At 65.1% G+C, this 14,839-nt stretch carries 13 protein-coding genes; 2 read left to right on the forward strand and 11 right to left on the reverse strand.

Features of this window, described 5'->3' with window-relative positions:
- Positions 1-186 precede the first annotated feature (186 nt).
- The 5 genes from kce to AB4118_RS16435 all read right to left on the reverse strand — a co-directional run bounded on the left by kce (position 187) and on the right by AB4118_RS16435 (position 7,022).
- The gene (kce, locus tag AB4118_RS16415; protein WP_441490734.1) at positions 187-1,119 is read right to left on the reverse strand and encodes a 3,5-dioxohexanoate:acetyl-CoA acetone transferase; all 933 of its coding nucleotides are present in this window, start codon (positions 1,117-1,119) and stop codon (positions 187-189) included.
- 33 nt (positions 1,120-1,152) lie between these two features.
- Entirely contained in the window at positions 1,153-2,091 is a 939-nt protein-coding gene (locus AB4118_RS16420) for a 3-hydroxyacyl-CoA dehydrogenase (RefSeq protein ID WP_441490735.1), read from the reverse strand.
- A 55-nt stretch (positions 2,092-2,146) separates the two neighbouring features.
- On the reverse strand, positions 2,147-4,672 hold the full coding sequence (locus AB4118_RS16425) for a branched-chain amino acid ABC transporter ATP-binding protein/permease (RefSeq protein WP_441490736.1): 2,526 nt from the start codon (positions 4,670-4,672) through the stop codon (positions 2,147-2,149).
- A 7-nt stretch (positions 4,673-4,679) separates the two neighbouring features.
- Positions 4,680-5,555 (reverse strand): branched-chain amino acid ABC transporter permease, encoded by an 876-nt coding sequence (locus AB4118_RS16430; protein WP_441490737.1) that lies wholly within the window; start codon positions 5,553-5,555, stop codon positions 4,680-4,682.
- Between the two features lie 201 nt (positions 5,556-5,756).
- Complete coding sequence (locus AB4118_RS16435) at positions 5,757-7,022, reverse strand: ABC transporter substrate-binding protein (RefSeq protein WP_441490738.1); 1,266 nt, start codon at positions 7,020-7,022, stop codon at positions 5,757-5,759.
- A 118-nt stretch (positions 7,023-7,140) separates the two neighbouring features.
- Between AB4118_RS16435 and AB4118_RS16440 the strand changes: the two genes are divergently transcribed.
- Entirely contained in the window at positions 7,141-7,905 is a 765-nt protein-coding gene (locus AB4118_RS16440) for a GntR family transcriptional regulator (RefSeq protein ID WP_441490739.1), read from the forward strand.
- Between the two features lie 57 nt (positions 7,906-7,962).
- Positions 7,963-8,739, forward strand: coding sequence for an SDR family oxidoreductase (locus AB4118_RS16445; protein WP_441490740.1), 777 nt, complete (start codon positions 7,963-7,965; stop codon positions 8,737-8,739).
- A 94-nt stretch (positions 8,740-8,833) separates the two neighbouring features.
- Here the strand turns inward: AB4118_RS16445 and AB4118_RS16450 are convergent, their stop codons facing one another.
- From AB4118_RS16450 to AB4118_RS16475, 6 genes are read right to left on the reverse strand one after another with little or no spacing between them, the layout of a single operon-like run.
- The gene (locus tag AB4118_RS16450; RefSeq protein ID WP_441490741.1) at positions 8,834-10,039 is read right to left on the reverse strand and encodes a mandelate racemase/muconate lactonizing enzyme family protein; all 1,206 of its coding nucleotides are present in this window, start codon (positions 10,037-10,039) and stop codon (positions 8,834-8,836) included.
- Positions 10,040-10,047: 8 nt separating this feature from the next.
- Entirely contained in the window at positions 10,048-11,166 is a 1,119-nt protein-coding gene (locus AB4118_RS16455) for a mandelate racemase/muconate lactonizing enzyme family protein (RefSeq protein WP_441490742.1), read from the reverse strand.
- A 44-nt stretch (positions 11,167-11,210) separates the two neighbouring features.
- Positions 11,211-12,224, reverse strand: a complete 1,014-nt coding sequence (locus tag AB4118_RS16460) for a TRAP transporter substrate-binding protein (protein WP_441490743.1) — start codon at positions 12,222-12,224, stop codon at positions 11,211-11,213.
- A 32-nt stretch (positions 12,225-12,256) separates the two neighbouring features.
- Complete coding sequence (locus AB4118_RS16465; RefSeq protein WP_441490744.1) at positions 12,257-13,540, reverse strand: TRAP transporter large permease; 1,284 nt, start codon at positions 13,538-13,540, stop codon at positions 12,257-12,259.
- Positions 13,537-14,082: a TRAP transporter small permease gene (locus AB4118_RS16470; RefSeq protein WP_441490745.1), complete on the reverse strand. Its 546-nt coding sequence runs from the start codon at positions 14,080-14,082 to the stop codon at positions 13,537-13,539. The genes AB4118_RS16465 and AB4118_RS16470 overlap by 4 nt, the downstream gene beginning before the upstream one ends.
- A complete protein-coding gene (locus AB4118_RS16475; protein ID WP_441490746.1) occupies positions 14,042-14,830 on the reverse strand; it encodes a FadR/GntR family transcriptional regulator in 789 nt (262 codons plus the stop codon). The genes AB4118_RS16470 and AB4118_RS16475 overlap by 41 nt, the downstream gene beginning before the upstream one ends.
- Positions 14,831-14,839: the final 9 nt, after the last annotated feature.

A 14,839-nucleotide genomic window follows, 5' to 3' on the forward strand; every position in this document is an offset into this window, starting at 1 on the left:
CGCGCAGATCGAGGCGTTCCGCACCGTTATGATGACCGGGAGTAGGTCGGCCGCGATTTCGAGGAGGAGTTAGATCAACGGACCGGATATCGTATCCAGTCCGATGATCTAACCCTTTGTCCTTGCATCGGCTTTCCCGAAAACCGCAATCCACTTTTCGGGCCGATGCTTTAGTAGCGGCGCCGTTCAAAAGGCGACCTTGTCTGCCCCCTTGAGCTGCAGCAGTTCGCGCGCATCGTCCGGAGTCGCCAGCTCCAGTCCGAGACCTTCGATGATCTTCCGCGCCGCCCGGACCTGTTCGGCATTGGATTTTGCCAACTGTCCCGGCCCGATCCAGAGCGAATCCTCCAGACCGACGCGCAGGTTGCCACCCATCGCGACAGCCATTGCGGCGATCGGAAGCTGGTGACGCCCGGCGCCAAGCACCGACCAATGGTACTGGTCGCCGAAGAGCCGATCGGCCGTGCGCTTCATATGCGCGACATCTTCCGGGTGCGGCCCGATGCCGCCGAGCAGGCCGAAGACCGACTGGACGAAGAAGGGCGGCTTCACCAGCCCGCGATCGACGAAATGCGCCAGCGTGTAGAGATGTCCGATATCGTAGCACTCGATCTCGAAGCGCGTGCCGTTCTCGGCGCAGGTCGTCAGGATGTTCTCGATGTCCTGGAACGTGTTCTTGAAGATGCGGTCCTTCGAGCCTTCGAGATAGGGCTGCTCCCAATCATGCTTGAACGCCTTGAAGCGGCTCAGCATCGGATACAGACCGAAATTCATCGAGCCCATGTTGAGCGAAGCGACTTCGGGCTTGAAATAGGCGCAGGGTCGCAGACGCTCCTCGATACCCATGGTCGGCGCACCGCCCGTGGTGATGTTGATGACGCAATCGCTGCGCTGCTTGATCACCTTCAGGAAGGGCTCGAAGGCCTCGGGGGACTGGTCCGGCTTGCCGGTGACGGGATCGCGAGCATGGACATGCACGAGCGCCGCTCCCGCTTCGGCGGCGCCGACCGCAGCGTCGATGATTTCATCGGCGGTCACCGGCAGGTAAGGCGACATCGAGGGGGTGTGGATCGCACCGGTCACGGCGCAGGTGATCATGACTTTGCGGTTCTTGGCCATGGCGGCTCCCATCAGCGGTCAGGATGAAGGATTTCAGACGGGTTTGCGCGCGGCAGCGCGCTTATGGGCCTGCAGTGCGGCCAGCCGCGTGTCGCGCCAGTCGCTCAGGCGCTTCACCCGCTCGGCCGATTGCGTTCCGGGCCATTCGCTCATGACCGTGGCGACGGTTTCCGCGCCAAACGGGTCGCCGCCAACGGCTTGTGCCGCCATGGTCGCGATGGAGGCGCCGTAACGGGCGCAGTAATCGGGAATGCCGCCGGGCGCGTTGAGCTCGATCGTCTCGAACGGCCCCATGAAGGACCAGCGCAGGCCGAGCCCGTCGCGGATCGTCTTGTCGACGTCTTCCGCACTCGCGACGCCCTCGCCGACGAGGCGAAAGGCTTCCGCCAGCAGCACGGCCTGCAGGCGGTTGAGGACGAAGCCCGGCTTCTCCTTGCGCAGGGTGATCGGAACCTGCCCGGCCTGTTCATAGATCGCCTTGGCCCGGGCGAGGACGGCTGGAGCCGTCCAGGGCGCCGGTGCGAGTTCGACGATGGGTACGAGATGCGGAGGATTGACGGGATGGGCGACGAGACAGCGGGCCCGCCCCGGGAGCGTCTCGCTGAACACCGAGGCCATGATGAACGAGGTCGAGGAGGCGAGAATCGTCTCCGGCGCGGCAAGCCTGTCCATCTCGGCGAAGAGGGCGCGCTTGGTTTCCACGGCCTCCGGCCCGTTCTCCTGCACGAGGTCGGCGCCGTTCAAGGCATCCGCCAGGCCCGAGGCGACGCGGATACGCGCGAGCGAGCCCCGTGGGTCCTCGACGAGGCCGTGGCCGGCGAGTTCCTCAAGATTGCTGCCGATATGGGTGCGGGCGGCCTCGGCCGCTCCGGGCGCGACATCATGCAGTGCGACGTCGAAACCATGGCTGGCGAAGATGGTGGCCCAGGCACGGCCGATCAGTCCGGAGCCTATGATCGCGATCTTGGTCATGCGTGTTGATCCTGCGGGAAGCGACGAAGGTCGGGATAGGGTTGAGGCAGGGCGCTCACAGCCAGAGCACCTGCCGGCGTAGCGCCAGGTCCTGGCTGAGAGCCTTCGACGGGCCGACATGAGTGACCTGGCCGCGCTCAAGCACGACCGTTCGGTCCGAAAGTGCCAGCGCAAGGTCGAGATGGTGGTCCACGATCACGATCGCGATCTCCTGTCTCAGCTTGTCGAAGGCCTCGAAAAGTTCCTCGACCACAGCCGGGGCGAGGCCCTCGAAGGGCTCGTCCAGCAGCAGGACACGCGTGTCACCGGAGAGCGCCCTCGCCACGGCCACCATCTGCTGCTCGCCACCGGAGAGGTAGTCGGCCGGGGAATGCCAGCGCTGCTTGATGCGTGGGAAGAAGGCGAAGATCTTGTCGTCCTCCCAGCGCGTGCCGTTGCCGGTCAGGCGCTTGAGGCGGCCGAGTTCCATATTGTCCTTGACGCTCATGCCGGCGAAGAGACCGCGCCCCTGCGGCACATAGGCGATGCCGCCGCGCGCGATCACGGCCGGCGGCAGGCGTGCGATGTCGGAACCGGCAAGATTGATCGTTCCCGTGGCGGGCGGCGCGATGCCGGTGATCGTCTTCAGCAAGGTCGATTTGCCGGCGCCGTTGCGGCCGAGCAGCGCCACGATCTCGTTCACGTGGACGTCGAAGCTGACGTCGCGGAGAATGTGGCTCTTGCCGTAATAGGTGTCGACGCCGGAAAGCCCGAGCAGAATCGTCTCTCCTGCCGCACTGGGGCGTGGCTTCTCGGCCAGCGCATGCGCTCCCGAGCCGATATAGACCGCCTGAACCTGCGGGGAGGAGCGCGCGTCCTCGACCGTGCCATCGACCAGCACGCTGCCCTCGTTCATCACCGTGACATGGTCCGCGATCTGGAAGACGCGGTCGATATCGTGCTCGACCAGCAGCACCGGCAGGTCGGCCGAGATCGACTTGATCAGGTTGCCGACGCGTTCGCGCTCGGCTGCTGCGAGACCGGCGAGTGGTTCGTCCAGGAGCAGGACACGCGGCTTGGTGGCAAGGGCGAGACTCATGTCGAGCAGACGCTGGCCGCCATAGCTGAGCGAGCCGGCCTCGGCGCTCTCGATGCCGCGCAGGCCCATGGTCTCGATGACCTGCCGCGTCTCGTCCGAAACCTGTCCCAGCGACTCCGCCGCCCGCCAGAAGCCGAAGCGCTCCGGAGCGCGCGCCTGCACGGCGAGACGGACATTCTCGGCGACGGAAAGCGACGGGAACAGATTGGTGATCTGGAAGGCGCGGCCGATGCCGGCGCGGGTGATCGCTTCGGGCGAGAGCCCCGTGATCTCGCGCTCGCGCAGGCGAACCTCGCCATGATCCGGCCGAAACTGGCCTGAGATCAGGTTGAAGGCGGTCGTCTTGCCGGCACCGTTCGGGCCGATCAGCGCATGCAGCGACCGGTCGCGTATCGCGAGAGTGACACCCTCGACCGCCTTGATGCCGCCAAAGCTCTTGGCGAGGCCGGTCGCGGTAAGGATTGCGCCCTCGACCCAGTTCTGCGGCTTCATGAAATCCGGGAGCGTGACCGCACCGACCTTGCGCGCCGACATTGCCGCATCTTCGGCAGCCTGCTTGCGGAAGGGCCGCAGCAGCCGCTCGCCGACGCCAACGAGCCCCATGGGCGAGAAGACGATAAAGCCGACGAAGAGCAGCCCGAACCAGAACAGCCAGTTTGGCGTCAGGCTCGAGAGATAGTCGCGGAAGATCACGAAGAAGAGCGCGCCGAGAGCCGGGCCCAGGAAGGAGCGCATGCCGCCGATCACGACCATCGCCAGCAATTCGCCGGAGAAGGCGACCGAGATCGGCTCGGCCGAGGTCATGCGGTTGTTGAACAGCAGCAGCGTGCCGGCGAGCCCGGTCAGGGCCGCCGAGATGGTGAAGGCGACGAGCTTGTAGCGGTTCGTCTGGTAGCCGAGAAACCGGGCGCGCTGTTCGTTCTCGCGGATCGCGACCAGAACGGTGCCGACCGGAGAGCGCTGGAAGCGCCAGAGCCCGTAGACCACTGCCATGCCGATCAGCGCGACGAGGATGTAGAACGGCAGCGCCTGATCGAAATCGACGCCAGCGAAGAGCGGGCGCCTGATGCCGCCGAGGCCGTCCTCCCCGCCGGTCACGGCGGTCCAGCGGAAGGCGATCGAATAGGTCATGGCGGCGAGCGCCAGGGTCAGGAGCGAGAAATACACGCCCTTGCGGCGCAGGATCAGGGCGCCGAACGCGAAGGCGAGCACGCCCACGAAGAGCACCGCGAGCAGGATCGGCAGGGCGAACTGGCCGGGCAGCCAGTTGCGCTGGATCAAGCCCGCGGCATAGGCGGCGAGCCCGAACCAGGCGCCATGGCCGAAGGAGACGAGTCCGGTCGTGCCGACGAGAATGTTCAGGGCCATGCAGGCAATGGCGAAGACGACGATCTCGGTCGCCGAGGTGGTGCCGAGCCCAATGAAATGCATCAGGAAGGGCAGGGCGGCGAGGCCGATGGCGGCAATCAGGAGAGGCGCGCGGTCGCGCTGAGAGGCTGTCATTTCGCCCTCACTCGAAGCGCTGGATGCGTTCGCCGAACAGGCCGCGCGGCCGGAACAGCAGGACGAGCAGCATCATCAGGTAGATCACCGCGGTCGACCATTGCGTGAAGCCGAGGCCGATGGTGATGCCCTTGACCACGCCGACCATCAGCGCCGCCACGACCACGCCCCAGAAGGAGCCGAGGCCGCCGATGACGACGACGACGAAGGCCGGGGTGATGATCTCCTGCCCCATGGCGGGATGGATCGAGTAGATCGGCGCGAGCAGGACGCCGGCCAGGCCGGCAAGCCCGATGCCGATGCCGGCTACAGCCATCATGTAGGGCTGCAGCGAAATGCCGAGCGCACCGACCATGTCGGGGTTCTGCACGCCGGCCCGGACGACGCGACCAAAGGCCGTGCGCTGGAGCAGGAACCAGAGCCCGAGTACGCAAGCTGCTGCAATCAGGAGCAGAAGCGCGCGATAGCGCGAATAGATGAACTCGCCGAGGAAGATCTGGCCGCGCAGCGCCGGCGGGATCGAGAACGAGAGCGGCGGCGCGCCGAAGATCATGCGCAGGGATTGCTCCGCCACCATCGCGAGCCCGAAGGTCAGCAGCAGCGAAAGGATCGGGTCCGAGCGGTAGAAGCGCTGGAACAGGCCGCGCTCGACGACGATGCCGATCAGCGCCACCAGCACCGGCGACGCGATGATCGCGCCGCCGAAGCCGATATGGGGCGCGAGCACGATCGTGAGATAGGCGCCGATCGCATAGAAGGCGCCATGCGCGAGATTGACGATGCCGCCGAGCGAGAAGATCAGCGACAGGCCGAGGGCGATCAGAAGGTAATAGACGCCGTCGAGCAGTCCGTTCAGAACCTGCTGGATGAAGAGAATGAGCAAGGGGACGCCTTTGCTTGATCGACAGGGTCGGGCAGGGGCGCGGCGCGCCCGAGAGGTTCGGGAGGCTCGTTCATCCCAGCCGCAACGAAGCGGAGTGCCGGGACCATCCCAGGGCGCTGGGCTCTACGATGGCTTCCGGATCGGCGCCGCTGGCGCGGCCGATCCGGAATGACGGCGCGGATCTGGCAAGGGGGGAGCGCCTCAGCTCATCTTGCAGACCGCCTCGTCCCCCGTCGTCGCGATCACTTCGAGGCTTTCGTTCGGTCCCGGCACGGGCGGCGAGGAGGTGAAGAGATCCCACTGGTTCTTGACCTGCGCTGCCGGCAGCGCCGTGATCGTGTACATTTCGCTCATCAGCTGGTGGTCCGAGGCGCGGAAATAGCCTTCGCGCGTCTTCATGACGTCGAATTTCGCGCCCTTCTCCCAATGCTCGAGGATCTTGGCGGTATCGGTGCTCTTCAGCTCGTTCATCGACTGGGCCATGATCTTCACGGCCATGTAATCGCCCCAGGCCTGGTTCTCCGGCGGCTTGCCGTATTTCTTGGTGAAGGCGGAGACGAAGGTCTTGCTCGCCGGCGTATCGATCAGGTGGTGCCAGACGCAGGGCCAGACGCCGCCAAAATTGTCCTTGCCGGCAGCCCAGGCGAGCGCCGTGTCGAAGCCGAATCCGGCGACCGGGAAGGTCAGGCCGAATTCGGAATACTGCTTGAGGAAATTGGTGATCTGGTTGCCGGCAAGGTTCGAGATCACGATGTCGGGCTTGGCGGCGCGGATTTCGATCAGGAGCGCCGAGAAGTCGGTTGCGTCGGTCGGCACCAGCTTGTCGGCGGCGAATTGGCCGCCATTGGCCTCCATGAAGCGCTTGGCGACCTTGAGCAGGTCATGGCCGAAGGCGTAGTCGGCGGTCAGCGAGAACCACTTCTTGCCCTTGACCAGCCCCTGCGCCATCAGCGAGCGGCCGCAGCTCTTCACATACATCGAGTTCTGGTGCTCGACATGGAACATGTAGCGGTTGCAGCTTTCGCCGCGCAGGGCATCGGAGTTGCCGCCGGTGTTGACGAAGAGGATCTTGTTGCGCGCTGCGACCTGCGAGATCGTCAGGCAGGAGGCCGAGGAAATCTCGCCGAGAATGCACGCGACCTTGTCGCGCTCGATCATGCGCTCGGCCTTGGTCGAGGCGGTCTGCGGATTGACCGAATCCTCCTTCAGGGCCTCGAGCTTGCGGCCATTGATGCCGCCCGCAGCATTGATCTCCTCGACGGCGAGGTCGACGGCCATGACGCCGTACTCGCCGAGCGGACCGAGGAAACCGGTGCGCGGCGTCAGGTGGCCGAAGCGGATGGCATCCGGCGTCTGCGCCAGGATCAGCGACGGACTTGCAATCAATCCGGTAGCGGCACCGGCTCCAAGCCCGGCAAGGGCCTGACGTCGTGACAAACGAAATTTCGACTGCTGATGGTCTGCCATTGCGTTCCTCCCAGAACGGTTCCGCGCTTTGCGCTGGAGATTGTCGACCTGCTGTCTGCTCTGCTGGCGGCTTGATATCCACTTGTCGTGATCTGTGATCACAGTTAGGTTGGCAGACATGGTTGCCCCTGTCCAGTCCTTCGCGAATCCGGCTGCCGACGATGGGATCGGTGATGTCTCGGCTGGTCGCGATGCATCCGCGCTCGACGAGGTCGGGGCGCTGACGCGCGAGACCCTGGGGGAGAGGGTCACCGGGGAATTGCGGGCGCTGCTCGTCGCCGGCCGGCTTGCTCCGGGTGAGAAGCTCTCGCTGCGGCGTGTCGCGGAGGCTCTTGGTGTCTCGATGATGCCGGTGCGCGAGGCGGTCAGCCGGCTCGCCGCGGATGGCGCGTTGGAGGTTCTGCCCGGACGTGCCGTACGCGTTCCGCTGCTGCGATTGGCACAGTTTCGCGAATTGACGCGCCTGCGCCTGGTCGTCGAGGGCTTTGCGGCCGAAGAGGCGGCGAAGGCGGCAAACGAAGCCGAGATCGAGGAGATTGCCCGGCACGAGGCCGCGTTCCGACAGGCGGCGAGCGCCGATCCCCCAGACGCCGCTGGCGCAGTCGCAGCCAACCGCAATCTGCATTTCACGCTCTATGAGGCGGCGCGCATGCCGACCTTGGTCGAGATGATCGAGCGGCTCTGGCTCAAGGCCGGCCCCATCCTCAATCTCGATATGCGCCACGAACCGCGCCGCCTCGACGGTGGCAGCGCCGTGGTTTCCCATGCCGCCCTGCTCGATGCCCTGCGGCGCCGGGATCCGCAGGCTGCAAGGGCCGCGCTGGAAGCCGATATCGCTGCAGCCGCCGCCCATATCGAAAGCACCGGTGGCCTGGCGCCATAGTCAGGGTTCGCCGCAATCTGAGAGGCGCTACGGCGCGGGCATCGGGGGGAGACGACAATGGATTTGCAGATCAAGGGATTGCGCGTTCTGGTTACGGCGGGCGCCAACGGCATTGGCCGGGCGACGGCACGCGCCTTTGCGGCGGAAGGCGCCAGGGTCCATATCTGCGACGTCGATCGCGAGGCCCTGGCAGCGATGGCGTCCAGCGATCCGGCGATCACGCAATCGGTCTGCGACGTCTCTGACCGCGACGCGGTGGCCAATCTGTTCAATGAGGCGCTGGCGGCGCTCGGCGGGCTCGACTGCCTCGTCAACAATGCCGGCATAGCCGGGCCGACCGGCCGCGTCGACGAAATCGATCCCGCGGACTGGGATGCCTGTGTCGCAGTCGATCTGACCGGTCAGTACAACTGCACCCGGCTCGCCGTGCAGCATCTCAAGCAATCCGCCAATGCCAGCATCGTCAATCTGTCGAGCCAGGCCGGCAAGCACGGCTTTCCGCTGCGCTCGCCCTATGGCGCGGCGAAATGGGGGGTCATCGGCTTCACCAAGGCGATCTCGGCGGAGCTCGGCGAGTTCGGAATCAGGGCCAATGCGATCTGCCCCGGCCTGGTCGACGGTGCCCGTATCCAGAGCGTGATCGCCAACAAGGCGCGCAGCTTCAACATCTCGCATGAGGAGATGACCCAGCGCCTGTTCGCGGGCGTCTCGATCAAGCAGTTCGTCGACCCGAACGACATCGCCAAGCAGATCGTCTTCCTGGCGTCCCCCTTCGCCAAGACAATCTCCGGTCAGGAAATCTCGGTCTGCGGCGACACGCGCATGCTCAGCTGAGCGGGGAGCAGAGCAGGGCGCGAGATCCTTGCAGCGACCCGGCTTCGCTCGGAGGCCGGGTCGGAAATGCGACGGCGGGCGCCGATACCGAAGTTCAGAGGTCGGAGAGGCGGCTGAAGCGCACGATAGCGTCGGCGCGCTTCTCCAGCCCAGGGAGCAGCTCGAGGCCGAGGCCGGGCGCGTCCGATACGGTGATCATGCCGTTCTCGGCCTTGGGCAGGTCGGTGACCAGCTCGGTGTACCAGCCGGTATAGAAGGCGCGGACCGATTCCTGGATCAGCGTGTTCCGGGCATGCATCGAGAAATGGCACGATGCCGCGTAGACGACTGGACCTGTGCAGTCATGCGGGGCGACCGGCGTGTGCCAGGCCTCGGCCATGCCTGCGATCTTGCGGGCTTCCGAAAGGCCGCCACACCATGACAGGTCGAGCATGACGACCCCGGCGGCACCGGTCTCGAGATAATCCCGGAAGGAATGGGTATAGGCCAGCGTTTCCGAGGCGCAGACCCAGGCCTTGGAGTGGCGGGCGTACTCGCCGAGATCGTGGACATTGTCGAGCCGGAACGGGTCCTCGTGCCAGTAGGTGTCGAATTCGGCCAGGCGCTCCGCCAGTTTCTTCGCCATGGGCAGGCTCCAGAGCGAGTGGAACTCGACCATGATGTCCATCTTGTCGCCGACCGCCTTGCGGATCTTGCGGAACGGCTCCAGTGCGGTGTTCAGTTCCTGAGGCGTGATGTCCCAGCCGGCCGAGCGTTCTGCCGCGATATCGAAGGGCCAGATCTTCATGCCGGTGATGCCCTGCTCGAGCAGGGAATGGGCGAGTTCGTCGGCGCGATAGAGGAAGCCTTCGAGATCCTCATAGGGGCCGCCTTGCTCGCCGACATGCCAGTTGGCGACAGCCTGCGAGCGCGCATCGCGAATATACTTGTAGCCGGCACAGGTGTTGTAGGTGCGAATCGTGTCGCGCGTCTTGCCGCCGAGCGCGACGCTGACCGGCTGGCCGATCGTCTTGCCGTAGATGTCCCAGAGCGCGATGTCGACGGCCGAGTTGCCGCGCGTTTCGACGCCCGAGCCGCGCCAGCCGAGATAGTTGTTCAGGCTGGCATTGCGCGCCTCGATCTGGAGCGGGTCCTTGCCGAGCAGCTTCGGCGCCACGGTCTCGTGCAGATAGGCTTCGACCGCGGCGGCGCCCATGAAGGTCTCGCCGAGACCGACCAGGCCCGCATCGGTGTGGAGCCGCACCCAGATGATGTTGCCGAACTCGGTCAGGCGGATGGTTTCAACAGCAGTGATTTTCATGAGGTTTCTCAAGCGAGAGGCTTGGCGTAGCGGGTGAGCGCCTCAGCGGTCGGCGTCGTGCCGGCGCCGGGCTGCTGGGGTCTTAGGAAATAGCCATCGGCGACATTGGCGGGCTCGACGAAGGCATCCTTGATCCAGGGAATGTATTCGAGGATCGGCGTCGCCTGATGCCAATAGGCGAGATGGACATGGACCTGGCTCATCTCGCCAGCATGGGGCGCGACCGGCAGGCGGCTGGCGAGTGCAAGCTCCGCGACCTGGATGTACTCGGTGATGCCGCCGAGGCGGGTCACGTCGGGCTGGACGTAGTGGATGGCGTCGGCCGCGACGAAGGCGCGGAAGGCGTCGAGCGAATAGAGCTGTTCCCCGAGCGCAATCGGTATCGAAGTCGCCTTCGCCAGCGCGGCATGCGAGCCGACATCGTCATACCAGAGCGGCTCCTCGAACCAGAAAATGTCGAGCGCCTCGGCCCGCGCGCAGAAGCGCTTGCAGGTCGGCAGATCCCATTTGCCGTTGCCGTCAATGGCGAGGGAGACGTGGTCGCCAATGGCACGGCGCACGGCTTCCAGCCGGGCGATGTCGATCCCGGGGTCGGCATGGCCGACCTTGACCTTGAGGCGCCGGAAGCCGTCACGTTCGACCGCCATGCGGCAGCCTTCGACAAGTTCGTCCCGCGGGATCGAAAGCCAGCCGATATCGGTGTTGTAGGCTTCGAGCTTCGGCTTGGTTGCGCCGCCGAGCAGGTGCCAGAGCGGTACCCCGGCCGCCTTCGCCTTGAGGTCCCAGAGCGCGACATCGACCGCGGCGAGAGCGAGCTGAGTGATACCGGCGCGTCCGACCCATTGCAGGGCCGGGTGGCGGGCGAGCTTCAGCCAGAGCCGCGTGATCTCGGAAGCATCCTCGCCGATCAGCAACGGGGCATAGCAGTCGCGGATGCAGGAGGTGATCAGCCGGTCGGAGGCGATGTCGGCATGAGTGCCGGTGAAACCGTAGCCTTCGAGGCCGTCCTCGGTGACGATCTTGGCGCCGACGACGCCCCAATGGCTGATGCGGTGGGTCGAGTCGGCAATCGAGCCGCCCGTCACCGGGATATGCAGGATGAAGGGTTCGATACGGGTGATGCGCATGGCGGTAGCCCCGGAGCTGTCGTGCGGCTCCGGGGCTCTCCTGTTCAGTTGGTGCCGCGGATCTTGGCGAGATCGGCCTTGAGGCGGTCGATCGTCTCCTTGCCGATCGAGGCCTCGTGGCGCTGGTAAACGGCCGCGGTGGCCTCGCGCATCTTGGTCAGTTCGTCGGCCGAGACGTCCGAAACCTGCATGCCCTGCTTCTTCAGGTTCGCCATCGACGTGTCGTTGAGCGTGCGCGAGACGCGGCGCTCCTCATCGCGGCCGACGGTCGAGCACTCGTTCAGGATCGCCTGTTCTTCGCTGGAGAGCTGGTCCCAGAGCTTCTTGGAATAGAGCACCAGGAACGGGGTATAGGCGTGGCGTGTCATCGTCAGGTACTTCTGCACCTCGTAGAGCTTCGAGGTGTCGATGGTGACGAGCGGGTTCTCCTGGCCGTCGATCGCGTGCGTCTCGAGCGCCGCGAAAACCTCGCCGAACGCCATCGGCGTGGCATTGGCGCCCATGCTCTTGAAGCTGTCGAGGAAGATGTTGTTCTGCATCACGCGGACCTTGAGACCGGTGAGCTCTTCAGCCTTGGAGACGGCGCGCTTCGAGTTGGTCAGGTTGCGGAAGCCGTTTTCCCAGTAGGAGAGGTTGACGACGCCGAAGGCGGGAAGCTTGTCGGAGATGTACTTGCCGAAGGCTCCGTCGAGGACTGCATCGGCTTCCTTCTCGTTGGTGAAGAGGAAGGGCAGGTCGAAGACGCCGAGTGCAGGCATGATGCCGACCAGCGGCGAGGAGGAGGTGATCACCATCTCCTGCGTGCCGGCACGCAGCGCCTGCGTCGCCTGCAGGTCGCCGCCGAGCGCGCCGCCCCAGAAACCCTGGAGCTTCAGCTTGCCGCCGGACTTTTCAGTCATGCAGGCGCGCATCTTGGCGACGCCGTTGCCGACCGGGTGGTCCTCGTTGATGCCGTTGGAAACGCGGATATTGCGTTCCTTGATCTGCGCCTGGGCGGACCCTGCAAGCGCCGCAAGCGCGACGCCGGCGAGGATGGAGACGAGACGTGAGCTCAGCATGGGCTTTCTCCTTGATTGCCTTGGTTTTTGGATTAGCGGCCGCTCAGCCAGGCAAGCGGAACGGTCACGAGCTGCGGGAACAGGATCAGCAGGAACATCGCGACGGTCTGGGCGACGAGGAATGGCCAGACGCCGCGGATCACCAGAGACATCGGGATGCGGGCCACGCCACAGACCACGTTGAGCACGATACCGACCGGCGGCGTGATCAGGCCGATGGCGTTGTTGATGATGAAGAGCACGCCGAAATAGATCGGGTCGATGCCCGCCTGCTTGATCACCGGCATCAATACCGGTGTCAGGATCAGCACTGTCGGTGTGAAGTCGAGCGCAGTGCCGACGACCATGACCAGCAGCATGATGACGATCATCAGGACCGTCTTGTTGTCCATGAAGGGCTCGAGCACGCTCGACAGCTCGGCCGGGATATTGGCCTGGGTGATGAGCCAGGCCGAGACGACGGCCGCGGCGACCAGCAGCATGACTGCGCTCGTCGTCTTGGCGGCGGTCAACGCCACCTTGTAGAGGTCGCGCGGCTTGAGCTCGCGATAGACGAACATGCCGACGACGAGCGCGTAGACGGTCGCGACCACGGCCGCTTCGGTCGGCGTGACGATGCCGAAGCGGATGCCGCCGAGGATTGCGAGCGGCATCAGCAGGGCAAGCGAACCGTCCCAGGTCGCCTTCAAACGCTCGGCGCCGCTGCGCCGCGGCAGGACCGTGATCTTGTCGTGGCGGCAGACGATGAACCAGGCGATCACCAGCGACAGGCCAATGAGCAGCCCGGGAAAGACACCCGCGAGAAAGAGCTTGGTGATCGAGAGATTGGCGGCGACGCCGAAGACGATGAAGCCGATCGAAGGCGGGATGATCGGGGCGATGATGCCGCCGGATGCGATCAGGCCGGCCGAGCGACCGGTATCGTAGCCGGCCTGGCGCATCATCGGCAGCAGGATCGAGGCGAGCGCAGCGGTATCGGCCGCAGCAGAGCCTGACAGCGAGGCCATGATGATGGAGGCGAAGATCGCGACGTAACCTAGGCCGCCATGGAGATGGCCGACCAGCGAGAGCGCGAAGTTGACGATGCGCTTGGACAGGCCGCCGGCATTCATCAGCTCGCCGGCGAGCAGGAAGAACGGGATCGCCAGGAGCTGGAACGAATCCGCGCCGATGATCATGTTCTGGGCGATGATCTGGGTGTCGAAGACGCCGAGCCAGAGCATCAACGCGACCGCGCAGACGATCAGCGCAAACGCGATCGGCATGCCGAGCGCCATCGCCCCGCAGAGCGAGAGGAGGAAGATGGTGATCGTCATTCGAGGTGGCCCTTCAGGTCATGTGAAGGATTGCCGCTGTAGTCGCCGGCAAACTCGGCCAGTTCGAATTCGCCGAGTTTTCCCGTCAGGGCGCGAACGAGCCGGGCAAGCGTGATGAAGCCGATGCCAATCCCGGCGAAGTACAGCACACCATAGACATAGCCCATGCTCAGCCCGGTGACCGGCGCGACCGCGGTGGCGTTGATCTCGTGCTGCTTCCAGGTTCCGTCGAGCAGCATCACGCAGCAGGCCAGGATGAAGGCGTCGCTGATGATCATGCAGATCAAACGGCCTTGGCGGCCAAGCGCGCCAACCAGCGTGTCGACGCCGAGATGCCCGTTTTCGCGCATCACCACGACGGCGCCGATATAGGTCAGCCAGACGAAGAAATAGCGCGACAGCTCCTCGGACAGATCGAGGCCGGAGTTGAAGGCATAGCGCAGGACGACATTGCCGAAGACCATCACGACCATCCCGGCGAGCAGGATGACCAGGACAGCCTCAAGCCCTCGTAGGATCCATCTTTCGGCTTTTGCGAGCATGGTGCGTTTCCTGTGAGTTTCTTGTTCCCTCGCTCCTTTCCGCGACGGAGGTCGTCCGTCCGGGGGCGAGGTCGATATCGGCCTGGGCCACTTTCAGAAGCGCGATCATGCTCTCGCGAGCCTGCTCGGGCCTGCGCGCGGTGATCGCTGATGCGACATGGCGGTGGATCGCAACGGACGCCTGGGCCCGCTCGTGGTCGTGCATCGACAACCGGAACGAGGCTTTCAGCACGGCGTGCAGGATCGGCTTGAGCTGGAGCAGAAGACTGTTCCCGGACGCCTCCAGAATCGCCTCATGGAAGCGAAAATCCGCCGCCTCGTGTTCCGCTTTGCCCGGAGCGTCGGCCATCCCTTCCAGCGCCGCCGCGACGGCGCCGATCTGAGCGGGCGTGCCGCGCTCGGCGGCGAAGGCTGCGGCCGCGGGCTCGATCATGTTGCGCAGTTCGAGAAGATCGCGTTCGAACCCGCTCGCCATGCCGGCATCGGTGATCCAGTCCATCACCTGAGGGTCGAGCAGCCGCCACGATGACATCGGCTGGATGCGCGAGCCTACGCGGGGCCCCGTCGTGATCAGCCCGAGCGCCTGAAGGGTCTTCGTCGCTTCGCGGATCACCGTGCGGCTGACGGCGAATTGGGTGGCGAGCTCGTCTTCCCGCGGCAATGCGCCGTCGTTGCCGATCTGGCCTCCGACGATCATGCGGCCAAGGCGGTCGACCAGATGCGAATGGAAATTGGAGGGGCGCGCCATTGTATGATC

Source organism: Allobosea sp. 2RAB26 (assembly GCF_052115465.1).
Taxonomy (GTDB): Bacteria; Pseudomonadota; Alphaproteobacteria; order Rhizobiales; family Beijerinckiaceae; genus Allobosea.